A 25196-nucleotide genomic window follows, 5' to 3' on the forward strand; every position below is an offset into this window, starting at 1 on the left:
TTAATAAAGAAGACGGATTTTTTTTTATCTTTTAAGTTCTGTAAATTCGTTTATCTTTGAAATAAAAACAAACTGCCATGCTTTTATCACGGTTACTCTGGATCTTAATTTTGCTTGTTTCCTTTTCAGTTAGAGGTTCCTTTATTTTGATTCCAATGGATGAAACTACGCAACAAAATCATTTGAAGGCGTACGGAATAACTTTTTGGTGCTTGGATAAAAATTATAAAGCCAGCTGGTTACTCAATTATCGTGGTGGCTCTTTCTTACTTCCAGATGCAGTTGAAATTAGAAAGGAATGTCAAATACGAGGCGTTAATTTCGAAGTTATTTCTGATGCTGAACAAATTTCTATTTTGAATGAAATTGCAAGTCCTTCTCAAAATATGGAATCAGTGGTATTAGAGAAAGCACCAAAAATTGCTGTTTACACTCCAAAAGGAAAGCAACCGTGGGATGATGCCGTTACATTAGTACTTACCTACGCTGAAATTCCTTTTACAGCTGTTTATGATGAAGAAGTTTTAGGTGATCAGTTAGTGCTTTACGATTGGTTGCACTTACATCATGAAGATTTTACCGGACAATATGGCAAATTTTACGGTTCCTACAAAAATGTTCCGTGGTACATTGACCAAAAGAAGGAAGCCGAAAATTTAGCTGCAAAATTAGGATATTCGAAAGTATCTGAAGAAAAGGGAGCTGTAGCCAAAAAAATTAGAGATTTCGTTGTTGGTGGTGGATTTATGTTTGCTATGTGCTCTGCAACTGACAGTTTTGATATTGCATTAGCAGCTGATGGATTGGATATTTGTGAGGCAATGTTTGATGGGGATGCAAGCGAAGGAAATTATCAATCGAAAATTAATTTTAGTAATTCTTTTGCCTTTAAAGATTTTACTTTGGAAAGAAGACCAGAAGTTTATGAGTTCTCAGATATTGATATGACATCAAAACGAAAGCTTCCCGCTGCCAAAGATTATTTTTCGTTGATGGAGTTTTCTGCAAAATGGGATCCAATTCCGAGCATGCTTTGTCAAAACCATACACAGTTAGTAAAAGGGTTTATGGGACAAACTACCGCATTTGACTCTACACTTATCAAGTCGAATGTTTTAACTATGGGAACTTGTGAGATAAACGGTGAAGCGCGCTACATTCATGGACAAAAAGGAAAAGGAATGTTTACTTTCTATGGAGGTCACGATCCAGAAGATTACGAACACCAAGTAGGTGATGCTCCTACAGTTTTAGATTTACATCCAAATTCGCCAGGCTATCGACTGATTTTAAATAATGTTTTATTTCCAGCAGCAAGAAAAAAGAAAATGAAAACGTAATTTTTGGGTTGAGGTATGAATTATTTTGGTCGTCTTTTACCTTTTAGATATTTTCTAATGATCATTTTTAATTTACGGAGAATTCAAACCAAATTGGAATGTGATCCGAGATTTTTCTTGCTTCTTTTAGGGTGTTGAAACTTTTGTAAAAGGGAATAACGCCTGCGTTAATGTACCTAATTCTTGTAGTATTGAAATACATATTGTCAAATTCTGATGCTAAACATAGATCCTCACGGCATTCTTTTTTAAGTGATGTTTTTTGTCCGAATAAAATAGATTGATAGCCCATTTTCTTTAATGGATTAAAAACAGTATGCGATTGCGGACAATTGAAATCCCCAGCAAAAATTAAATTTAAGTTAGGATATTCAAATGGTAAAAACTTGAAGTATTTTATTTCAGTTTCCGGCTGTCTATTTTTAGTGATCGCATGAAAATTAACCACCGTAAATTCTTTACCCTGATATTGAAAAGTACAGAAGTAAGGCTCCCTATCAATCTCTAAATGGTATTTTTGTTCCAGCCAAGCTTTTCCTATTTTTTCCACTTTGCTCGTTTTCCAAATAAAAGCATAGCGTTCCGTTTTATAAGCGCTACTGCTTGTTGGGTCGCTAATCGTGTAATCCCATTCAGCTCCTTTAAGATTCAGTTCATCTGCTAATCTCGCTACTGCTTGTGCACCACCATAACCTGCAACTACTTCTTGTATGGCGATAATGTCATAGTTTTTAATTGTGTCAGCGATGTAAATGATTGTAGAATCTGATTTTGATTTACCTAAGTTTTCAATGTTCCAAGAGAGGAGTTTGACTTGGGCTGATAATGTATTAGAAAAGCAAAGTAATAATAATATTACAGTAAATGCTTTGCTATAATTGATTTTTAAACTGTATATCATTCCTGCTCTAGTAATTTAAAGTTACTGCCTAAAACACTTCTACTTTTTTTAGTTATTACAATAGTACTAAATAAACAATTGTCTCTAGTTATAAAAATGCACGACTGGTTATTTTTTAAGAAGAAACTTTTACTATTTCAGGTTATCATGAATCGCGTAGTAGTTCGTAATTAGATATTTATATTTTTTTATTACTTTCACAGTTTGAATGATTATTGATATAATATAGCTAATTAGTTTAAAGGTCAAGTGACAACAAAATAATTCATACTAACATCTAAGGCTATTAATTTGCAATTCTATAATCATAAACGCGCTTTCGTATAAGATTTACGATGTTTATGTTTTCATTTTTAAGTTCGACAGGAAACTTCATTTTAAAAATAGTACCATTTTTCAAACGTATTTTTAAATCGTAACCTTTGTAGTAATTCATTTTGATTATCGTAAGAATGATTAAACCAGGTGGGATAAGAAGTGCAATATCATGTGATATAAAGAACAAGAAAACGCTAAGAAGAAGTACCGATAAAAGTAAAAAAATAGCATTATTGAAATTTGATGATTTCCGAACAGTAATGTATATCGCATCAAGATCAGAAAACATTATTTCGTTTTTTACTGTTTTCTTAGAAATAGCAATTAATCTGTTTTTCTCGATATTCAGAATTTCGAAAGTGTGTGTTAGGTTCATTTTATAATTATGAATAAGGATTAAATGTTGGTTCTGTCTGCTTTAATTTGTCTGCTTTTTATTCTTAGTAAAGCTTTAAAGTAAAAATTTTTATTTATGATCAAATGGTTGAATGGTAATTATAAAATGGTCTATTCACAATGCACTAATAGTTTTTTAGACGCTATTTTGTTTTCTAGAGAAAGTGTAAATTAACATCAATTTTTGTGAGTCGGCAATACCCACTTTTAGTGATATTCTTACAAATTTTATTAAATATTATATGTGATTAAATAATTGTTTTGTAGAATTATAAATTTAATTTGTGAGTGCAATTTTAATGACGGTGTCTCCAACTATAATTTGTAATTAAAAAGCATTTAGATTTAATTTCTTACTTGGATTTTTTTTAATTTTAATTATTTTGGTTTATCTGTTTTTCCAAATGCTGTGAACTAAACAAAATATGAATACTGCACCTAATATGATGATGAAAATTTGAGCAGAAAATAATAGATCGAAAGTGAATAATGACATTTGGTTTAGTTTAGAAATTTACTTTCGTTGGTAATCAGGTCCTGGTTAAATTATTGGTCTATAGAAAACCACTATTCTGCTTTAACATTTTTTCTATAAAAAATTTTCCCCTTTTTATGCCTGCTAAATGAATGTGATTCAGTAAAATTTTTATTTTCTAGTATATAATCGATGTTGCTTTTCTTTTTGTGTTTTTCAAAATAGTTAATCTTTTCACCTTCATTATTTAGTTTTTCTGTCTTTACATCTTTGCTAACTTTTGAGGATGATTCTACTGTTTCGTAGGTCGTTTGCAAAAGGTCTTTTTTTATAGATTTAGTATTGTAAATTACTTTAATGCTGTAGCACAATATGAAAGCGAAGATTAGTCCAACTACAATATATTTTTTCACTTTATTTATGGTTTATCTTTTGAGATATGGATTATTTCTATTGTAACTTTCTCAATTTAAATTTGCTATTATCTTTTCTACCTGAACTTCCTGATATTAAATGTTAAAAAATATTTGTACAGAAATGATAAATGATTGTATGATATGATAGTTTAGAACTTAAATTGATTTTGGTTTTAGAACGCATCAAAACTACTGCTATCAAAAGGTTTAAGTTTACGGGAAACCGTAAAGCGAGAAAAAAAATTAATTTTGTAACTAAATTAATATAATTAGCGTCATACCATCATCGAAATAAATTAGATTTTAATTATCCGAAATGCTTTTTATTTAGTCTTTTGGAGAAGGGAACAGACTTTTGTTTTAAGAAGTTGAAATAATAATAAAAAGCATTTTTTAAAATTATTTTAGAGCTTGAAATCTAGCAGTATTTTAAAGAATATCGACAAACGGGCTAATATCTTTTACATTAATTAGTTAATCAAGTTGTCTAAGTTGAAAATTTATAGAAAATTCGATTAACATCAAATATTTTTAATTACAGTTTTGTGTTAATGTACTAATAAGTCCAAAGATTCGAACACATTGTAAAAAAAATGTAAATTTATATGATAGGACGCACTAATGCTATAATTGTTTTACTGTTTGAAAAGAGTAAGCAAACTTGTTGCTTTGAATAATTTAGAATCAATGTGTTGCTAAAGTTCTAACAATTAAATATAAAATATTTATACTAAACCAAGATCTTTAGTAATAGCAATCAGATGCACATTATTAGTAGCTTTGAAATATATTTTAAGTTTATTAACGCGCTTTTCGAGACTGCTGTTCCCATTAGGTTTTATTTTAGAATTTTTGAATTCTGTTGAAATATCTTCAATTGTTAATCCTTTCGCTAGTGACTTTAAAAGTAAAATATCGTACTGCTCAATCTCAAGTAGAGTGTTAGATCGTAAGTTTCTTTCTATTTCGTTTGAAACTATTATTTCTTCATTATTACACAAACGATTTATTGTAGATTCAAGTTCTTGAATGCTATCTCGTCCTTTGCATACGTAAGCATTTATTCCTAAATTAGTGTACAATGATTTAATTCGGAAAGATTTGTCTTCAATTGAAAAGATGATTGTCTTTATAGTTGGTTGAACCTTTTTTATCGCCTCGATAAGTTCTTCTCCTGATGTAAGTTTGTCGTCTCTATGATCTCTTTTGAATGATAAATCGCTAATGACTAAATCATAAGGCAAACCGTCATGCAGTGCTTTTTTAATTTTTAAAAACGCGTCGTCACAATATTTACTATGGTTGATTTCATTAATACCTAGCTTTTGCAATAATTGAATTACGGCAAAACTAATGGTATCTAAATCTTCAGCAATTAAAACTTTGGTAAACATATCTCTTTCAATTAGATGGGAAGAACAATTTTCGTTTTGAATCCTTTATTGGATTTACTGTCAAAAGTAATTTTTCCTTCCATAGCTAGAATACGGTTTTCCACATTTTGAAGACCGCTTTTCAAAATTATTTTATCAACTTCTAATCCAACGCCATTATCACTGTACTCCAAATGTAATTTACCTTCTATTTTTTTGAAAGTTAAAACAACTAAAGAGCTTTTACTATGCTTTTTCATGTTCACCAATAGTTCTTGGATTACGCGATAAATAGTAATCTTTTTAGTTTCGTCAATATTTAACCAGTTAACTTCTTCCAATCCATTAATTATAATATTTAAGGAAGTCGTATTAAATCCAGACATCATTTCTTTGAGATTTGGTACGAATGAAACTCCAGTTTCAATGCTGCTATTTTCTCTTGAAATGTTTCGAGTTCTCGAATAAATGGTATCTAGATTAGTAAGTAAAGTTTCTTTATTTTCAATGGTAGATAAATCTTGTGTTTCAGTAAAAGCCATAGCCTGGTATACATCGTTTGCTAATTCATCATGTAATTTTTTGGCAATTCTTATTTCGGTTTTATAAGATATTCTTATTTTTTCTTTCTTGCTTTTTTGAAATAAAAAATAGTAAATAAAACTACCGATAACGGTAATAAGTCCAACAACCAAATAAAGTAATAAATTCTTATTTTTTTGTTTTTCTAATTGAAGTGCAGACTCTATTTTTTGGGTTTTAAGATTAACATTTTCTTCTTTTTCTTTTTTAGAATCATATTTTATTTTGGCAAATTGATTTTTAGAGTTTTGCCTAACTTTTTGAATACTATCGTTTAAATGCAAGTAAGATAAAGAAAATGCTTTTAAATCATCTCCGGTATTTTGCTCTATTAAGCTTTTTAAAAATTTTAAGCGCATTTCGATGGCATTTAGTTTAGTAGCTTTTTCTAAACCAAGAAGTAAATAAGTATTAGATAAGTTTGGATTTTCCTTTTTGTAATATTCTGCTAAATGATAATAGCTCGCTGTTAGTCCCCAGTAATCTTTAATTTCCTCTCTAATTTTTGATCCTTTTTGTAAAAGTGAGAGTGCTTTTGAATCACCTAATTCGAAATAATTATTTCCCAGATTATCAATAATACGTGCATAATTTTCTGGATGTTTTATAATTTCTTTTTTTTCAAGTAGCGGCAAGAGAATTTCCACTGCTTTTTCATAATTACCTTCTTCAGTGTAAGCTAAACTTATATTATTAATAATATCACCTTTTACTAGCTCGTCTGTCTTTGCATTTATAGCTTTTTTTAAATAAAATATGGAATTTTTGTTATCCAATGTGATTAAGTAATTATTTCCTAAGCCTATATATAAATTAGTTTCTCCATAAGGATATTTGTTGTTATTTTCAAGGTACGGTAATGCCTCTACGCTAGTATCTTCGCTTCCAGAATAATCTCCCTGTTTGCGCTGCATTTCAGCCATCCATGATAATGAGTGAATGATTATCGAAGTGTCTTTTTGTATTTCTGCAGTATATTTGGCTTTATTAAAATAGTAATAAGAACTATCAAAATTACTGTTATCATTACTCTTATAACCAAGTTCAAGATACTTATTTATAGTGGTCCGATCTCTTTTTTTAGGTAATTTAGGTACTTCTTTAGCACATGAATTCAGCAGTAGAGTAAGAATTAGTACTACGTTAATACAAATGAGAGAATATTTGTTTTTTGAATTCATTGCACGAAATTACTGAAATTAATATTTAAAAGAACACCTATTAAATTATTTTAGTTTTATAATTTGTCATAAATTAAAAAACCCCATCTCGCATTGCGGATGAGGTTCTCATAAGTAAGTAATCTAAATTATGTTGATAAAACGTTTATTTTACTTTATTAAGTATTGCTTTGAAAGCTTCTGGGTGATTCATAGCTAAATCTGCAAGAACTTTACGGTTCAATTCGATATTATTCTTTTTCACCTGACCCATGAATTGAGAATAAGACATTCCTTCTAATCTAGCTCCAGCGTTAATACGCTGAATCCATAATGAACGGAAATTTCTTTTATTCACTTTTCTATCACGGTAAGCGTAGCACATTGCTTTCTCTACCGCGTTCTTAGCAACTGTCCAAACGTTTTTACGTCTACCAAAGAAACCTTTGGCTTGCTTCATTATTTTTTTTCTTCTTGCTCTTTTTGCAACTGAATTTACCGATCTTGGCATAATTTTATTGTTTTTTTGTAGCAGGCGGCTTGAATTTAATCAAAAGCACTTAATGGCCATACTCCAAGGTTATTTTAAATTGTTTTAACCTAAAGAAATCTTTAGTCAAATGTCAAAAGTCGAATGTCGAAAGTAATTAACTTTAGACTTTAAGACTTTATAACTTTAGACTTATTAGATAATTCTTAATTGTTGTTTAATACTTTTCATATCTGTTTTGTGAACTAGCGCAGTATGTGTCAATGCTAATTTACGTTTTTTAGATTTTTTAGTCAAGATGTGACTTTTAAAAGCATGCTTTCTTTTAATCTTTCCAGAACCAGTAACTTTGAAACGTTTCTTGGCGCTAGATTTGGTTTTCATTTTAGGCATTTTTTCCTAGTGTTTTAATTTATTCTTACTTACTTATCTTCTAGTCTTAAAGTAGAAAGTCTTAAAGTCATAAAGTGAAAACTTTAGACATTACAACTTTCGACTTTGGACTTATCTATTTTTTCTTCTTAGGAGCAATGAACATAATCATTCTCTTTCCTTCTAGAACTGGCATAGCTTCTACTTTACCAAATTCTTCTAGATCTGTTGCTAATCTTAATAATAAGATTTGACCTTGATCTTTATAGATAATAGAACGTCCTTTAAAGAAAACGAATGCTTTTAACTTAGCACCTTCTTTTAAGAATTTCTCTGCGTTCTTTCTCTTAAATTCATAATCATGCTCATCTGTTTGCGGTCCAAAACGGATTTCTTTAACAGTAACTTGAGTAGATTTTGCTTTTAGGACTTTATCACGTTTCTTTTGTTCGTAAACAAATTTCTTGTAGTCCATTATTTTACAAACTGGTGGCTCAGCATTAGGTGAAATTTCAACTAAATCCAATTCGAATTGATCTGCCAATCTTAGCGCTTCTGTAAGTTTAAAAACTCCAGGCTCTATATTTTCACCTACAAGTCGTACTTCTTGTATACCACGAATAAGGCCGTTTATTCTATGGGCATCTTTTTTTTCTACGCGAGGTTGGTAACCTCTGTTGCTTCTTATTGCTATGACTTTATAATTTAAGTTAAACTGTAAATACTTTTAATGTTTTGCTGATTTCATCATTTACAATTGCAGCAAATTCATCGATTGTAATTGTAATATTTCCTTTCCCTTCCTGACCGTGACGACGGATAGAAATTGTTCCATTTTTCTCTTCTTCTTCACCTACGATTAACATGAATGGGATTTTTTGCATCTCTGCATCCCTAATTTTCTTACCTATAGTCTCGTTTCTGTTATCAATGAGGGCGCGAATTTCGTGATTTTCTAGCAAATCTAAAACTTTTTTCGCATATATTTCATATTTCTCGCTCAAAGACAATATTATAGCCTGTTCTGGCATTAACCAAAGTGGGAAATTTCCTGCTGTATGTTCTAATAATATTGCTATAAAACGTTCCATTGAACCAAATGGAGCTCTGTGAATCATCACAGGTCTATGTAATTCATTGTCAGAACCTTTGTATGTCAAATCAAAACGTTCTGGTAAGTTATAATCTACCTGAATTGTCCCTAATTGCCATTGTCTACCTAAAGCATCTTTTACCATGAAATCCAGTTTTGGACCATAGAAAGCAGCTTCGCCATATTCAATAACTGTATTCAATCCTTTATCGGCTGCAGCGCTTATGATCGCATTCTCTGCTTTTTCCCAATTCTCATCAGTACCAATATATTTTTCTCTATTTTCTTTGTCTCTCAATGATATCTGAGCTGTGAAATTTTCGAAACCTAAAGAACCAAATACATAAAGTACCAAGTCAATTACTTTTTTAAATTCCTCGTCTAATTGATCAGGCGTACAAAAAATATGTGCATCGTCTTGAGTAAAACCACGTACACGGGTTAAACCATGTAATTCACCACTTTGTTCGTACCTATAAACAGTTCCAAACTCAGCATAACGCTTTGGTAAATCTTTGTAGGACCATGGTCTTACATTATAGATTTCGCAGTGATGCGGACAGTTCATCGGTTTTAATAAAAACTCTTCACCTTCATGCGGAGTTGTTATTGGTTGAAAACTATCAGCTCCGTATTTTGCATAGTGACCGGAAGTTACATATAATTCTTTCTGACCAATATGTGGAGTAACCACTTGCTCGTAACCTGCTTTTTTCTGTGCTTTTTTCAAGAATTGCTCTAAACGCTCTCTCAATGCAGCTCCTTTTGGTAACCATAAAGGTAAACCTTGACCAACTTTTGCTGAAAAAGCAAATAATTCAAGTTCTTTACCTAATTTTCTATGATCTCGACGTTTTGCTTCTTCAAGTAACGCTAAGTATTCTGTCAGATCTTTTTGTTTAGGGAATGATGTTCCATAAACACGAGTCAATTGCTTATTTTTCTCATCACCACGCCAGTATGCACCAGCAACACTCATTATTTTCATCGCTTTGATAATCCCAGTGTTTGGAATATGACCACCACGACATAAATCAGTAAAAGTATCATGATCGCAGAATGTAATTGTTCCGTCCTCAAGATTTGTGATTAATTCTGTTTTATAAACGTTGTCTTTGTATAATTCTAAAGCTTCTGCTTTAGTTACAGGGCGTAATTTAAACTCATGTTTTCCTCGTGAAATTTCAAGAACGCGGTCTTCAATTTTTTTGAAATCAGCATCTGTGATTTTATGATCTTCAAAATCTACATCATAGTAAAATCCATTAGAGATTGCTGGCCCAAGAGTTAATTTAATTCCTGGATACATTTCTTCTAAAACTTGCGCCATAACGTGCGAAGTAGAATGCCAAAAAGCTTTCTTACCATTCTCGTCGTTCCAAGTAAATAATGTAAGATTTCCGTCCGTTGTCAATGGAGTAGAGGTTTCAATAGTTGTACCATTAAAAGAAGCTGAAATTACATTTCTAGCAAATCCTTCACTAATGCTTTTTGCAACATCCATCGGAGTTACGTCAGAAGCATACTCTCTAATTGACCCATCGGGTAAAGTAATCTTAATCATTTTTTAAAATTTTATGAATGCAAAGATAGATTATTAGGAAAAGACAAGCAATAAATAGCTGATGTTTGTTAGTCTAAACTTTACAAAATAACGAAGTATTTTAAAAATGATCTGTTAATAAGGTAGTAGTTCACTCTTTTAACGATATTAACTGATAAAAAATTTAAAAATAGTATTTCTTGATAACTGCAAAACTATCAATTTTACAAGTCAATTTTTCTTAATTCGATGTAGTTTCTATTTAGTTTTTTTAGAAGTATTCCATAAATTAATTGATAAAAAAGCCATACAGCGCCAATTAAAAATGCAATGAAAAACAACATAAGAACACAAATTAAAACCATTTTTCCACCCGGACTATTTGCAGCTTCATTTTGGAATTCATTAAAGAATACTATTACTGAAACAACAAAAACTAGCATTAGATTGAAAATAATGTAATAGCGCACAGTTTTCCTAGTATTTAATATGCATTCCATCAACTTTTTTGTATTCGAAGTAACAGTAATAGAACGGTAATTTCTATAAAATAAATACATAAAAAATAATGCCACTCCATAGCTTAAATAATCTAAAAAGCTAATTAGTATCTCAACTATTGGTGATTCACTCGTTTTTTCAGTTGGCATTAAATAACTTAACGAATTCAATACTATAAATTCTAAAATACTAATTATAAAAATCCACTTCACAATGGAAGATGATCTTTTATGAATCATTTTATAAATGTCATTTTCCGATACTTGCGCAAAAGAATTATCAATCTTTTGCCAATCCTTTTTTAATAAATCCAGCTCTTTCATATTCCTAATGGATTTAATATTTTTTTTAATTTCCCTTTTATCCTATTCATTTTTACACGAGCATTAACTTCGCTAATCCCTAGTGTTTCTGATATTTCATGATAATCCTTATCTTCAAGATACATAAATATCAACGCTTTCTCAATGTCGTTTAGTTGGTAAACGGCCTTGTACATCAATTTCAATTGTTCTTCTTCTTCATAATCATATTCGACATCATTCAGGAAATGCTGCCTTCCTTCAAATTCTACTGTATTTATGGAGCGCTTTGTTTTTCTGTACAGCGTAATTGCGGTATTCAGTGCTACTCGATAAGCCCAAGTGGAGAATTTACTATCACCTCTAAACTTCGGGAATGCTTTCCACAACTGAATCGTGATTTCTTGGAACAAATCCTTGTGGGCATCGTCGTCATTAGTATATAACCTACAAATCTTGTGGATTATATTCTGATTTTCACGCAGCTGCTTGACAAAAGAATGTTCTAAATTTTCACTCATATATACGTTAGTAATCCATTGATGGATTTTGTTACAAAGTAGCGGCTTTTTTTTAGGAGCACATACATATTAATTCAAAAAGTTATTTTGTCCTGCTTTGCGCTGTATCCTTGTTAATTGTGTCGCTACGCACACAATCATCAAGGGATGTCGCTACAATCAGGGCTAATTGACCACGTATGATTTTCATTACACTCTTGTGACAAAGTCAATTTAGTTAAAAAGTCATTAGCGTTTAACACTTGGTTTTCAATCTACAATCAATCCCGAAACTTCGGCACGTTAATCATCAATCAAAAATATTTTCAATTTAATCATTCCTCAATTTTTTTCAATACTCGGCTCCTCTGTACTTTGAAGAGAGGTTGGGGGAGAGGATATTACGTCGTATATTAGCAAATCTTAATTTCAGCATCAAGAATCTATATGAATATCCCACATTCAACATTACCTAGAGTAGTTATTATTGGCGGCGGCTTCGCAGGAATTGCATTAGCTAAAAAACTAAAAACTAAAAAAGTACAAGTCGTTCTTTTAGACAAGCACAATTATCATAATTTCCAACCTTTAATGTACCAAGTTGCGACGGGAGGACTAGAAGCAGGTTCGATTGCATATCCAATTCGGAAAGTGATTCAAGAATATGATGATTTTTATTTCAGACTAACGAATGTTGAAGAAATCGATACGGTCAATAAAAAAGTAATCGCCGAAATTGGAGAGTTGAGTTATGATTATTTAGTAATTGCGACGGGTTCGAAGACTAATTATTTTGGTAACAAAGAAATAGAACGAAACAGTATGGCTATGAAAACCATACCGCAATCACTAAACATTCGAAGTCTGATATTAGAGAATTTCGAACAAGCTGTTTTAACTAAAGATGTAGCGGAGCAAAACAGTTTGATCAATTTTGTCCTCGTTGGTGGTGGACCAACAGGAGTAGAGCTATCAGGTGCTTTGGCAGAAATGAAAAAAGCGATTCTTCAAAAAGATTATCCTGATCTCGATATTGCCAAAATGCAAATTAATCTGATTCAAAGTGGAGACAGAATACTAAACACGATGAGTGAGAAATCCTCAGCAGCAGCGGAGAAGTTTTTAGAAAACTTGGGAGTGAAAATTTGGAAAAATGTTCGTGTCACTAATTACGACGGTCGTACCATAACGACAAATTCCGATTTAACTTTTGAAACTGCAACCGTAATTTGGACTGCGGGAGTACAAGGCGCAATAGTGGCAGGATTAGATAGTAAATCATTAGTTGAAAAAGTAGAGCGTATTCGCGTAAACGAGTTCAATCAAGTGGTAGGTTATAGCGATATCTTTGCTTTAGGCGACATTGCTTCAATGGAGTCAGAATTGTATCCACAAGGACATCCTATGATGGCGCAACCCGCTTTACAACAAGGGAAGTTACTAGGAGAAAACTTAGCGCGATTACTTCAAAATAAACCTATGAAGGCTTTCGAATATAAAGATAAAGGTTCAATGGCGACAATTGGTAGGAATAAAGCCGTAGTTGATTTACCTAACTACAATTTTAGCGGTGTGTTTGCGTGGTTTGTCTGGATGTTTGTTCACTTATTTTCACTAATTGGATTCAAAAATAAAGCAGTAGTTTTCCTGAACTGGGTTTACAATTACATTCGCTTCGACCGTGAAGGCCGATTGATCATTAGACCATATAAAAAGAAAAGTTTTACGACTTTTATAAGCGATGAGATATAAAAAGTATGATTTTTTGAGGGAGTGAGTTAAGAGTAATTAGTAACTAGTAATAAGTCTTTGAATGGAATTTAAATAAAGTCTACCTTGTTATTAATTGCTCCAAAATCAAAAGTCAAAAATCGTTAATCTACAATCAAAAATCAAATATCAAAACTCTCTTTCCTTATAAAAATTCACCAGCAAATTCACATATTTACTGTAGCTCTCTAATCCATCTTGCTGCTGATTTACCTTCAAGAATTGATCATAAAAAGCATGAAAACCTTTGTCAATAATAGTGTCATACTGTTTCCAGAAAAGCTCGCTTTCTCGGTAATTTTGTAAAATTCCTGGATGAACAGTTTTTAATAATTCGTCATATACTTTTTCATCTCTTGAGTACCAGTTTCCTAAACAATAACGCAAAGCCATACTGTAACCAGAATATTGAATGTAATAATCTTCATTTTTTACAGCTGCTAGAAATCCTATAAAATTACATTCACTTTCGCTGGCAAACCCTATTTGGTGTGCCATTTCGTGCGTGGTTGTCATTGGAAAACTATACATGGGTCCGAGGTAATTGACTTGGGCTTCATTTGTAAAAGGATTTAAATATCCACCAAAACCCATATAGGTGAGTGGTAAACTGAATAAGGACTTCTTGATACTAGGTCTTTGATAATTGAAGAAAGAGTATTGATTAGATAAAGTTTTATATCCATTCAAACTCATCTTAAAAACCTGTTCTTGTGAATAAGGAACTACTACTTTCAAACTATCATTTTTTGTTATCTGAATGTGAACAGCATTTGTTTTAGCGATTATCTTTTTGGTGAAAGCCAAAAGGTCGGCATTAGAATAATCGCGTTCGACATTCATTTTTTCAAAAAGCGGTTCGCGGTAGTAATTCAAACCCCACAGCAAATGAAAACAAAAATAGAACACGGACATGAAGCTTAAAATTGCCAGAATATTGTTTTGCCATTCTAATTTCCAAGTTTTTCGCTTTTCAATACCCCATTTGATTCCTAATACAATCAAAACAAAATACAGTATGTCCCCAACAGAAAATAGAATACTCCCTAAAATAATTCGCTCAACTTTAGAAATTATTGGATAGAGGCCATTACTGTAATACTGTTCCACAACTTCGGGAAAGTAAGGAACAATTTTCAGGAATATTATTTGGATCAATAAAAAGAAGGGAAGAATGTATTTGCGTTTCACGATATGTTTTTTCGAAATGTAAATATAATTACAATATCAATTAGTACTGAAAAAGAATTTAAACTTTGTAACTTTGGATTCTTAAAATGTTAAACCTGAAACAAAAATAAATGAGTCAAGAAATAAGAAATCTAGAGCCAAAAGCACTTTGGAATAAGTTTGCTGATTTGAATGCTGTTCCTCGTCCTTCTAAAAAAGAAGATCGTGTAATTGAGTTTATGAAAAATTTTGGCGAAAGCCTTGGATTAGAAACTTTTGAAGATGAAATCCGTAATGTAATTATTCGTAAACCGGCAACGGCAGGAATGGAAAACCGCAAAGCAATTGTGCTTCAAGGACATTTAGACATGGTACATCAAAAAAACTCGGATACCGTTTTTGATTTTGATACCCAAGGAATTGATATGTATGTTGATGGGGATTGGGTTCGCGCAAGAGGAACTACGCTAGGTGCTGATAACGGTCTTGGAGTCGCTGCGATAATGGCAATTTTAGAAAGTACTGATATTCCGCATCCTGCAATAGAGGCTTTGTTTACTATTGACGAGGAAACTGGAATGACTGGAGCGTTGAATCTTAAAGGTGGTGTCCTTCAAGGAGAAATTCTTTTGAATATGGATACTGAAGAAGATGATGAAATCGATATCGGTTGTGCTGGTGGAATTGATGTAACAGCAACTGCAGAATATGATGAAGATGAAACTCCTGAAGGTTCTGTAGGATATAAGATTACTGTAAAAGGACTAAATGGTGGACATTCAGGAATGGACATTCACAAAGGTCTAGGTAACGCTAATAAAATTATGAACCGTTTATTATTTGATGGTTTTGATAATTTTGGACTGCAAATTTCAGAGATTATTGGTGGAAGTTTGCGTAATGCTATTCCGAGAGAAAGCACGGCTAAAGTCATTATTGCGGGTGTTTATGATGAAGCTTTCGTTTTTGATATGCAACAAATCGTAAACGAGATTAAAACGGAATTCAGTACTACGGAGCCAAATTTAGAAGTAGTTTTTGAAAAAATGGATGTAGCTCCCGCTAAAGTGATGCCATCTATTGCGCAATTTTACTTTGTAAGAGCCATGTACACCGCTCATAATGGAGTTTATAGAATGAGCGCTGATTTTGATAATCTAGTAGAAACTTCTAATAACATTGCAAAAGTAATTTTAGGCAAAGGACAACTTACAGTTCAATGCTTAACTCGTTCTTCTGTTGAAACTTCTAAATTTGATATGGCTAACGCTTTGCGTTCTGCATTTGAATTGATGGGCTGTGAAGTAGAGTTTTCAGGATCTTATCCAGGATGGACTCCAAATTCAGAATCAGAAATTCTAGATTTATTGGTTCCAATTTATGAAAAACAAAATGGTGAGAAACCAAAAGTAGTGGCGTGTCACGCTGGATTAGAATGTGGAATTTTAGGAACTAATTATCCTGATATGGATATGATTTCTTTTGGACCAACTATTCACGGTGCGCATTCACCAGATGAAAGAGCTAGTATTTCTTCTTCTCAGAAATTCTGGAAATTCGTTCTGGAAATTTTAGCTAATATTCCAGTAAAATAGTTTCTTCAAATAATTAATAAAAAAGCATAATTAATTTCCTCGAGGATTTTAATTATGCTTTTTTATTTTTTAAATACGGTAGTCCTTACTCATTATTATCTGCTAAATTATTCTTTAAATGCTCACTGTCCCAACTATGATTAGTTGCAGCAATTTGCGAATAGATATCGGTTTTTAATAATTCTTCTTGCAGTTCAACCTCTTCTTTTATAGTGATCATATAAGCCATTTTATCATGACGCTTTTCAGCCAACTTCCGCGTTGTAATTTCGTCATATTTTATAAATTGCTGACCTTGTCTCGTTGCTGAATATTTACGATGACCCAAAGCAACCAAAGCATCAACACCCATATTTACGGCACTAAATAAAGTTTCTCTGTAGATATGTTTGACTTTGTGATCAATTAGTTCATACGCATCATTTCGATTACGCGCTCGAGTTAGAATTTTCAAATGAGGAAAGTGTTTTTTTAAAGTTTCAATTACTTGTAAATTCACTGATGGATTGTCAATAGCAGCAATAAAGAGTTTTGCATTTTCGCAACCCGCAGCTTTAAGTAATTCTAGTCTAGTTGCATCGCCGTAATATACTTTGAATCCCATTTTTCGAAGTAAATCAATCCGTTCAGAGTCATAATCTAAAATGGTTAACTTTACTTTATTTGCTTTTAGTAAACGTCCCACGGTGCTACCAAAGTGACCAAAACCTGCAATAATAACAGGAGTAGGCTCGTCGATAAAATCATTTTCTTTTTTGGGTTCGTTGACTTTTTCTTTCGCTCTAGTAAATGGATAAATTAATCTTTCATTGATAAGCAGTAAAAAAGGCGTAGCAACCATACTCATCGCAATTACAGCCATAACTTGGTTTGCCAAAACATTCGGAATTATGTTGAGTTGCATACAGAAACTCATGATTACAAATCCAAATTCTCCAGCCTGACTTAAACCAAACGCGAATAGAAAATTCTGGTCTACTCTTTTTTTATTGAATCTGCTAATGAAAAATAATACTAAGAATTTAACTAAAGTTAAGATCGCTCCAAAAACAAATATGAATAGCGGGTTTTCGATGATCAATTTAAAGTTTATTGATGCACCAACACCAAGAAAAAAGAGTCCTAAAAGCAACCCTTTAAATGGAGCAATATCTCCTTCTAGCTCATGACGGAATTCCGAGTTTGCTAAAACGACTCCAGCCATAAAAGCACCAAGAGCGGGACTTAAACCTACTAATTGCATAGAATAAGAAACACCCACGACTAACAATAAAGCAGAGGCAGTAAATAATTCCTGCAATCTCGTTTTTGCGATAATATGTAATAAAGGAACGAATACGTAGCGACCAGCAAAGTATATAGTTGAGATAATTCCGAGTACAATTAAGGTTTGTAACCAACTAGGAAATCCAGCAATTAAAGATTGTGGGCCATCACTAACCGCATCTATATTTACCGAAGATAAAAGAGGTAAAAAAGCTAAAATAGGAATCACAGCTATATCTTGGAAAAGTAAAACAGCAAAAGAGGAGCGCCCGAGCGAAGTGTTTAATAATCCTTTTTCTTTAAGAGTTTGCAGAACGATTGCAGTGGATGATAAAGCTAAAGCCAATGAGATTGCTAATCCTGTTTTCCAACTCCAATCCATAAATAAAAGAAAGCCTAAAAAAAGAATGACGGTAGTTCCTATCAATTGAGCAGAACCCATACCGACAATGAATTTTCGCATTTTCCAAAACTTCCTCGGTTCTAGTTCTAAACCAATAAGGAAAAGCATCATTACAACGCCAAATTCAGCAAAGTGCATTATATCTTGACCTTCTTGACCAATAAATCCAAGGACGTAAGGACCGATAACAATTCCAGCAATAAGATAACCCAAAATAGAACTCAAGCCCAACTTCTTTGCAATAGGAACGCAAATTACAGCTGCTGCTAAATAAATAATTGCTTGTAATAAAAAATCAGTTTCCATATTAAACTTGTATTGTGGCAAACCATTCGTTCAAATAGTTATGTTGCAAGATTTCATTTGTATCCAAATTGGTGTTTTGTAGATAGTCTAAAAAGTAGCCATAAACTAAACCATTTTTCGCATAATCTTTTTCTGTCATGTTGTGTGTTCCATGCACTACAAAAGGAGGCAAATAAATCATATTACATACTTTTGCAGTTTGATTAAAGGGTTCTAATAATTCGAGAATGCTGTAGCGATCACTTCCTGTTTCGCAATAATTTTCTTTGTCACCGCCGGTGGTTAAAACTTGGAATATAATTTTGTCAAGTAATGCTTTTCCCTTTTTTCCGTACGCCCAATTGTGCTCTAAGACCATATCAATCCATTGTTTCATCAGTGGCGGACAGCTATACCAATACATTGGATGGTGCCAAATAATAATATCGTGCTGACTCAACAATAATTGCTCTCTTTTAACATCAATATCAAAATCAGGATATTCTTCATATAAATCATGAAAGGTGATGTGGTCAGATTGCGGAATATTATCCACTAGAGCTTTATTCGCATGTGATTTTTCGAATAGAGGATGAGAAAACAAGATTAAGATTTTATTCTTTGACATTAAATTTTATTTTTAAAAAACCTTTTAAATCCAGTATTTTGTACAATTGTTTGAAAGACAATGTTTTTGAGAATATTTCATTTGCTGAAAGATATAAAATATTGATTAATTCTTAAATTTAAAATTATAAAATCCTGCTTAATTAAAAAATAATTAAGCAGGATTAAAAATTGATTTTAAACGAGATTAATTCTTGAAAAAAGTCCTTATTAATTTTTTACTTCCAACAACCCAAAGTATATCATTTTTCATTAATATCATTGAGGATTCTGGATTTAGAATTCGTTTTCCACTTCTCTCTATTCCAACTATTAGCGCATTTGTTTTTTCGCGCAATTGTGATTCTCTAATAGTGGAACCAATGAATTCTTCGTCTTGTATTTCTAATTGTTTTAAAACGATATCTGTTTCTATAATTTCTGGAAGTTCTATTTCGTTATGATGCAAATAAGCTTTAAATTCATTCACTTGTTCATCTGTACCAATGATACATATTTCATCTTTAGGAAATAATCGCTCATTTTTATTAGGAATATTTATAGTGAATTCACCGCGCTTAATGAAAGCGATGTTTATACCTAATTGTTCTCTGATACGCAGTTCTTCAAGTGTTTTACCAACGACGTTTGATGTAGCTGCAATTTCAAATGTAGACATGTGTCCGTCCCAAGGTGTTAATTCACTTCTACTTCTTATTGCTTTTTTAATTTCTCTGGCATTCAAATTTTTCAGGAAGTGATCTTCAATTTTATGGTAATGTGCATTTAATTTTTTAGGGAAAATAAAGTATCCAAGAACTACCAATATTAAAGCTACCAATGCAATAACTGGAGAGAAAAATACATTTAGTAACAATCCAATGTAAAATAATGCTAAGACCATTCGCAATAAAACCATGATCAAAATGGGTCCACGATACCTGCGCTCTTCCCTAAGAATAGCAACTTCTTTTACTGCAACACGTCGTAATGACAGTGCCCATAGAAATGGAGAAATTATAACTAAAGTGATAAGCACACCAAATACGTTTGCAAACTTAGAATCTTCCACAAGTGGCAGAATGTACTTTGAAGAAAGCAATATCATTGCTACAATAATAACCGAATGTATAATAACCTGAGTTAAGAAAGCGCGAACCACAATTTGCCAGTTCGTCACTAACTTTATCGATTGCGCATTGGCACTGTAACGTTCAATTCTTTTAATCCATCTTCTTGGTAATTTTCTTTCGATAAATTCAGAAAACGGAGTTGATAATTTAATCATAAAGGGAGTGGTGAAGGTTGTCACTGCTGATACCGCCACTACAATAGGATATAAAAAATCACTAGTTACATTCAGAGACATTCCAAGCGTAGCAATAATAAAAGAGAATTCCCCTATTTGCGATAAACTCATTCCTGTTTGCACGGATTGCTTGAGTGGTAGTCCAGAAAGCAAAGCACCAATTGTTGAACTTATAGATTGTCCAATAATTACAACAAATGTCAATATAGCAACTGGAAACGCGTATTCATACAAAGTATCTGGGTTGATTAACATTCCAACAGATACGAAAAATACAGCTCCAAAAAGATCTTTAACAGGCTTTACTAAATGTTCAATATGTTCCGCTTGGGTTGTCTCTGCGATAATAGAACCCATAATAAACGCACCTAAAGCAGGAGAAAAACCAACATTAGCCGCTAGAATAACCATCATTAGACATAGAGCTAGTGAAACTATTAATAGCATTTCATCTGTTAATATGTTCTTTGCTTTTTTCAATAATGTGGGAATGAAGAAAATTCCTCCTACAAACCAAATTGTTAAGAAGAAAATTAATTTCAAAACAGACATAAATAATTCAGCGCCTGAAAACTGCTGACTCACTGCAATAGTTGAAAGTAAAACCATCATTAAAATGGCCACGATATCTTGTACAATCAATGATCCGATAACGATTCCAGCAAATTTTTGTGTTTTTACACCGAGTTCTTCAAAAGTTTTGAGGATAATTGTCGTGGATGAAACCGAAAGAATAACTCCTAGAAATACACTATCCATGGGTTTCCAGCCTATCCATTGTCCAACCATATAACCTATTGCGATCATTGCGATTATTTGCGTGACGGCGGTAATTGATGCAGATCCGCCAACCTTCATTAGTTTCTTAAAGCTAAATTCGAGTCCTAAGCTAAAAAGTAAAAATATCACTCCTATTTCAGCCCAAACTTCTACACTTTTTAAATCTTTTACAGAAGGAAAAAAATCGAAGTGATTTCCAGCTAAAAAACCAGCTATCAAGTAACCTAAGACAAGTGGCTGTTTTATCTTTTTAAATAATAAAACTGCAACTGCAGCTGTCATTAATATTAATCCTAAATCACTGATTAAAGGTTCTAAGTGTAGCGATACATTTGCTACTGTTTCTGCGGTATTCATTGGCGTTTAGTCGTTTTTTAAAGATTTTCTGTATTTTGGTAAGATATATAAAATATTTTTTTATAAACAGTAAATTTTGTTAAAACGAGTACTTTTCGAATGATAAAAATGAAAAATTCCCATTAAAAAGAAGTGTTTCGTTCTTTTTAATGGGAATTGATTATTTTAAAGATAAAATGTAGTATTTATATTCCCAAGAAATTGCTAGGAGTAATTTGCATTAGTTCTGCTTTTATTTCATCTGAAACATCAAGTGTTGCAATGAAACCATGAATTGCTTTTTTATCAATCGCCTCATTTGTGCGAGTCAGTCCTTTCAAAGCTTCATAAGGATTTGGATACGCTTCTCTGCGCAATATTGTTTGAATTGCTTCAGCAACAACAGCCCAGTTCTTCTCTAAATCTTCGTGGAATTTAGGCTCGTTCAATAGCAATTTGTTCAATCCTTTCAAAGTTGCTTCAAATGCAATTAAAGTATGTCCTATTGGAACTCCAATATTTCTTAAAACCGTACTATCGGTCAAGTCACGCTGCAATCTTGACACAGGTAATTTAGCAGATAAATGTTCGAAAATAGCATTTGCAATCCCTAAATTTCCTTCTGAATTTTCAAAGTCAATCGGGTTAACTTTATGTGGCATTGCCGAAGATCCTATTTCTCCTGCTTTGATTTTTTGTTTGAAATATTCCATTGAAACATATGTCCAAATATCTCTGTCTAAATCGATAATGATGCTATTAATCCTTTTTAATGCATCAAAAAATGCTGCAAAGTGATCGTAATGCTCAATTTGTGTAGTAGGGAAGGAGTGGTGTAAACCAAGGTTTTCTTCAACAAATTTACCACCAAATTTTCTCCAGTCAATTTGTGGATACGCTACATGATGTGCATTGTAGTTTCCAGTTGCGCCACCAAATTTAGCTGCAAACGGAATATTAAACAACAAACGCATTTGCTCTTCTAGACGCTCTACAAAAACTCCAATTTCTTTACCTAAACGAGTAGGTGAAGCGGGTTGTCCGTGCGTACGAGCAAGCATTGGAATGTCCTTCCATTCGATACTTAAATCCTTTAATTTTGAAGTCAAAGTAATTAAAGAAGGCATATACACTTTTTCAAAAGCATCTTTTGTTGAAAGTGGAATTGCTGTATTATTGATGTCTTGAGAAGTCAGTCCAAAGTGGATAAACTCTTTATATTCTGATAAACCTAGTTTTTCAAAAGCGTCTTTTATGAAATATTCAACTGCTTTTACGTCATGATTTGTCACTTTTTCGGTTTCTTTAATCCAAAGTGCATCTTCCGTAGAAAAGTTTTTATAAATATTACGTAAACTATCGAATAACTCTGGATTTACATTTGCTAGTTGAGGTAAAGGAGTTTCGCACAAAGCGATAAAATATTCAATTTCTACCAGTACACGGTATTTAATTAAAGCTTCTTCAGAGAAAAATGGAGAAAGTGAAATAGTCCTATTTCTATACCTGCCATCAATTGGCGATATAGCGTTCAATTCGTTTAAAGTAGTCATCGTTTAGTTGTTTGTTCGAAAGCCGCAAATATAAGCAGATATTAGAAATTATACCTACGATTTCTGACATTTGAACCGTTTAACACCATGCTTTTGTCCATTTTAATTTTTTAAAGAAAAGAAAGCAACTTATTTCTCATGATTTCTACTCCTTTCGAGGCCACCTCTGTAATTACCTCTATAGCATTTCTAAGATTTGGAATCTTTATTGGCTTTGGATCAATATAAAATAGTTGAGTTTTACGAGGTGCATAATCGATTATTCCCGCCGCAGGATATACTTGCAACGAAGTCCCGATTACAGCTAAGAAATCGGCAGTTTCTGTAATAGTAATTGCTTCCTCTAATGCTGGCACTTCTTCTCCAAACCAAACAATATGCGGTCGTAACTGATTTTTGTCTTCATCGAAATCACCAAAATTCAAATCCTCTTTCCAGTCTATTATGTAATTTGGATTTGCAATACTTCGCACTTTGAGTAGTTCCCCATGTAGGTGCAAAACATTCGTACTTCCAGCGCGTTCATGTAAATCGTCAACATTTTGAGTGATTATATAAACGTCAAAATCTTTTTCTAATTCAGCTAAAATCAAGTGTCCTAAGTTTGGCTCTACCTCTTTAAGCTGTTTTCTTCTTTGGTTATAAAAGTCAAGAACTAAAGCTGGATTTCTATTCCAACCTTCAGGAGTTGCTACATCCATAACGTTATGCCCTTCCCAGAGTCCACCGCTATCACGAAATGTTTTCACGCCACTTTCAGCGCTAATTCCAGCTCCAGTAAGGACAACTAATTTCTTTTTCATATTGTTTTATTTTGGGCGTGTTCGCAAAAGCGACCGGGCTTTCGGCTTTATCTTTTCTGTCCTAAAAAGTCCAGAAAAGGATGCCGCCTCTATCCCTCACGCAAATTCGTTAAAAATTGATAAATCATTTTCAAATCAAAAATAAGATTTTAATAGTAGTAGAAACTAATTTCAAAGTGATAAAGCTACTCTTTTTTACTATTTTTGCAAAAAATTAATCCTTATGATTGACATCGATTACTTGAATTTTCTTGAAAACATTCTGACTGATAACCGTAAAGAAAAGTTTCTAAAAGTACTGGAAACAAGAACGAAGCATTTCACAATTGCAGTAGAAGATATTTTCCAAATGCACAACACTAGTGCGGTTATGCGCAGTTGTGAGATTTTTGGAATACAAGAATTAAATGTAATCGAACAACGTTACGGAAAAAGTATCGATAAGGAAATTGCAATGGGTGCTCAAAAGTGGGTGGATATAAATACATTCGATAGTATTACGAATTGCGTAGATACTTTAAAAAACAAAGGTTACCAAATTATCGCAACAACTCCTCACGAAGGAGATTGCTTGATGGATGATTTTGATATATCAAAACCGAGTGCCTTGTTTTTTGGAACAGAAAGAGACGGTTTATCACAAGAAATTTTGGAACGTGCCGATGGTTTTCTTAAAATCCCGATGGTAGGTTTTACAGAGAGTTTAAATATTTCAGTTTCTGCCGCAATAATAATTCAAAACTTAACGAGTCGATTACGCAAAACGAACATTAATTGGCATTTATCCGAACAAGAAATCTTAGAAAAACGTTTGGTTTGGGCTAAAAATTCTATAAAAGATATCAAAAGAATTGAAGAGCGTTATTTTATTGATAATCCAAAATCAGTTGTATAAATCGTAAAGCCTTTTCGCATCTTCAATGTTAACTGTTTCATCGCTTGGAATTTCTAAAAAATAATCCAGTTGCCATTTTTGCGTTTTTTGAGCTTGTTTATTTATAGCTTCATCCCAAGGCGGATAAACGCGAATCGCTCTTTTGCCTTCTTTAGTAGTTGTCGAAATAATTCCTTTTTCACAAAGCACAGATTTAGGGAATACAAATTGTCCAACACAATTTTCTTTCCGAACGCTAATCACAATGAAATCAATTGTATCTGTGAAATCAAGTGGTTGAATTGGTCCTTTACCATTTCTCTTCCATAAAGTTACAAATTGTCCAATTTTTGTTGGAGTAATTTTAGCAACTCGAAATACAATCGATTTATTTTTTAGTTGGAATGAATAGGCTCCATATTCTGCGCTTTCTTTTTCCTTTTTAGGTAATGAACATTCAAAACCACAGCTGTCATAAAGGAGTTCTTTAGCAAGAAGCAAATCAGCTTGAATTGTAGGAACAGTTTTCCAGGACATTTTTTTTGTTTTAGGAGGGTCTCAATTTTATTACGAGGAGAAATATTAATTAAACCCGTTGGGTGTAATTAATTGATTTGTATTTTAATATTGTTTATTGGTCTGTTAAATATGAACTTATTAATATATTGAATCATAGTTAGAGAC

General features: G+C 32.5%; 22 protein-coding genes. 4 read left to right on the top strand and 18 right to left on the bottom strand.

The window, feature by feature from the left end; genetic code table 11:
* Window positions 1-77 precede the first annotated feature (77 nt).
* Window positions 78-1340 (top strand): asparagine synthetase B, encoded by a 1263-nt coding sequence (locus RCH19_RS12855; protein ID WP_343023555.1) that lies wholly within the window; start codon window positions 78-80, stop codon window positions 1338-1340.
* A gap of 67 nt (window positions 1341-1407) precedes the next feature.
* Here the strand turns inward: RCH19_RS12855 and RCH19_RS12860 are convergent, their stop codons facing one another.
* The 11 genes from RCH19_RS12860 to RCH19_RS12910 form a co-directional block, all read right to left on the bottom strand.
* Entirely contained in the window at window positions 1408-2241 is an 834-nt protein-coding gene (locus RCH19_RS12860) for an endonuclease/exonuclease/phosphatase family protein (RefSeq protein ID WP_343023556.1), read from the bottom strand.
* A 286-nt stretch (window positions 2242-2527) separates the two neighbouring features.
* Window positions 2528-2935 carry a hypothetical protein gene (locus RCH19_RS12865; RefSeq protein WP_343023557.1) on the bottom strand — a complete coding sequence of 136 codons (408 nt, stop codon included), beginning with the start codon at window positions 2933-2935 and terminating at the stop codon, window positions 2528-2530.
* A gap of 587 nt (window positions 2936-3522) precedes the next feature.
* Window positions 3523-3843: a hypothetical protein gene (locus RCH19_RS12870; RefSeq protein WP_343023558.1), complete on the bottom strand. Its 321-nt coding sequence runs from the start codon at window positions 3841-3843 to the stop codon at window positions 3523-3525.
* Window positions 3844-4571: 728 nt separating this feature from the next.
* Window positions 4572-5240 carry a response regulator gene (locus tag RCH19_RS12875; protein ID WP_343023559.1) on the bottom strand — a complete coding sequence of 223 codons (669 nt, stop codon included), beginning with the start codon at window positions 5238-5240 and terminating at the stop codon, window positions 4572-4574.
* Window positions 5241-5251: 11 nt separating this feature from the next.
* Complete coding sequence (locus RCH19_RS12880) at window positions 5252-6982, bottom strand: ATP-binding protein (protein ID WP_343023560.1); 1731 nt, start codon at window positions 6980-6982, stop codon at window positions 5252-5254.
* Between the two features lie 145 nt (window positions 6983-7127).
* Window positions 7128-7472 (bottom strand): 50S ribosomal protein L20, encoded by a 345-nt coding sequence (gene rplT / locus RCH19_RS12885; RefSeq protein ID WP_121926090.1) that lies wholly within the window; start codon window positions 7470-7472, stop codon window positions 7128-7130.
* A gap of 174 nt (window positions 7473-7646) precedes the next feature.
* Window positions 7647-7844 carry a 50S ribosomal protein L35 gene (gene rpmI / locus RCH19_RS12890; RefSeq protein ID WP_121926091.1) on the bottom strand — a complete coding sequence of 66 codons (198 nt, stop codon included), beginning with the start codon at window positions 7842-7844 and terminating at the stop codon, window positions 7647-7649.
* A gap of 115 nt (window positions 7845-7959) precedes the next feature.
* On the bottom strand, window positions 7960-8511 hold the full coding sequence (infC, locus tag RCH19_RS12895; protein WP_072987201.1) for a translation initiation factor IF-3: 552 nt from the start codon (window positions 8509-8511) through the stop codon (window positions 7960-7962).
* Between the two features lie 22 nt (window positions 8512-8533).
* Window positions 8534-10480: a threonine--tRNA ligase gene (gene thrS, locus RCH19_RS12900; protein ID WP_343023561.1), complete on the bottom strand. Its 1947-nt coding sequence runs from the start codon at window positions 10478-10480 to the stop codon at window positions 8534-8536.
* A gap of 203 nt (window positions 10481-10683) precedes the next feature.
* Complete coding sequence (locus tag RCH19_RS12905; RefSeq protein WP_121926093.1) at window positions 10684-11283, bottom strand: hypothetical protein; 600 nt, start codon at window positions 11281-11283, stop codon at window positions 10684-10686.
* Window positions 11280-11783 carry a sigma-70 family RNA polymerase sigma factor gene (locus tag RCH19_RS12910; protein WP_343023562.1) on the bottom strand — a complete coding sequence of 168 codons (504 nt, stop codon included), beginning with the start codon at window positions 11781-11783 and terminating at the stop codon, window positions 11280-11282. The genes RCH19_RS12905 and RCH19_RS12910 overlap by 4 nt, the downstream gene beginning before the upstream one ends.
* A 426-nt stretch (window positions 11784-12209) precedes the next feature.
* On the opposite strand from RCH19_RS12910, the gene RCH19_RS12915 reads away from it, so the two are divergent.
* Window positions 12210-13514: an NAD(P)/FAD-dependent oxidoreductase gene (locus RCH19_RS12915; protein WP_343023563.1), complete on the top strand. Its 1305-nt coding sequence runs from the start codon at window positions 12210-12212 to the stop codon at window positions 13512-13514.
* 147 nt (window positions 13515-13661) lie between these two features.
* Here RCH19_RS12915 and RCH19_RS12920 read toward each other — a convergent pair whose 3' ends face one another.
* Window positions 13662-14723, bottom strand: a complete 1062-nt coding sequence (locus RCH19_RS12920) for a DUF3810 domain-containing protein (protein WP_343023564.1) — start codon at window positions 14721-14723, stop codon at window positions 13662-13664.
* A gap of 110 nt (window positions 14724-14833) precedes the next feature.
* Between RCH19_RS12920 and RCH19_RS12925 the strand changes: the two genes are divergently transcribed.
* Window positions 14834-16297 carry an aminoacyl-histidine dipeptidase gene (locus tag RCH19_RS12925; protein WP_343023565.1) on the top strand — a complete coding sequence of 488 codons (1464 nt, stop codon included), beginning with the start codon at window positions 14834-14836 and terminating at the stop codon, window positions 16295-16297.
* A gap of 85 nt (window positions 16298-16382) precedes the next feature.
* On the opposite strand, the gene RCH19_RS12930 is transcribed toward RCH19_RS12925, so the two are convergent.
* From RCH19_RS12930 to RCH19_RS12950, 5 genes are all read right to left on the bottom strand, one after another.
* Entirely contained in the window at window positions 16383-18272 is a 1890-nt protein-coding gene (locus tag RCH19_RS12930) for a monovalent cation:proton antiporter-2 (CPA2) family protein (protein ID WP_343023566.1), read from the bottom strand.
* A gap of 1 nt (window position 18273) precedes the next feature.
* On the bottom strand, window positions 18274-18879 hold the full coding sequence (locus RCH19_RS12935) for an NAD(P)H-dependent oxidoreductase (RefSeq protein WP_343023567.1): 606 nt from the start codon (window positions 18877-18879) through the stop codon (window positions 18274-18276).
* 186 nt (window positions 18880-19065) lie between these two features.
* Entirely contained in the window at window positions 19066-21303 is a 2238-nt protein-coding gene (locus RCH19_RS12940; RefSeq protein ID WP_343023568.1) for a cation:proton antiporter, read from the bottom strand.
* 185 nt (window positions 21304-21488) lie between these two features.
* The gene (gene purB, locus RCH19_RS12945; protein WP_343023569.1) at window positions 21489-22835 is read right to left on the bottom strand and encodes an adenylosuccinate lyase; all 1347 of its coding nucleotides are present in this window, start codon (window positions 22833-22835) and stop codon (window positions 21489-21491) included.
* Window positions 22836-22945: 110 nt separating this feature from the next.
* Window positions 22946-23638, bottom strand: coding sequence for an NAD-dependent deacylase (locus RCH19_RS12950; RefSeq protein ID WP_343023570.1), 693 nt, complete (start codon window positions 23636-23638; stop codon window positions 22946-22948).
* Between the two features lie 223 nt (window positions 23639-23861).
* On the opposite strand from RCH19_RS12950, the gene RCH19_RS12955 reads away from it, so the two are divergent.
* Window positions 23862-24533 carry an RNA methyltransferase gene (locus RCH19_RS12955; RefSeq protein ID WP_343023571.1) on the top strand — a complete coding sequence of 224 codons (672 nt, stop codon included), beginning with the start codon at window positions 23862-23864 and terminating at the stop codon, window positions 24531-24533.
* On the opposite strand, the gene RCH19_RS12960 is transcribed toward RCH19_RS12955, so the two are convergent.
* The gene (locus tag RCH19_RS12960; protein ID WP_343023572.1) at window positions 24522-25049 is read right to left on the bottom strand and encodes a MepB family protein; all 528 of its coding nucleotides are present in this window, start codon (window positions 25047-25049) and stop codon (window positions 24522-24524) included. The genes RCH19_RS12955 and RCH19_RS12960 overlap by 12 nt on opposite strands.
* Window positions 25050-25196: the final 147 nt, after the last annotated feature.

It is taken from the genome of Flavobacterium sp. PL12 (assembly GCF_039123485.1).
Taxonomy (GTDB): domain Bacteria; phylum Bacteroidota; class Bacteroidia; order Flavobacteriales; family Flavobacteriaceae; genus Flavobacterium; species Flavobacterium weaverense.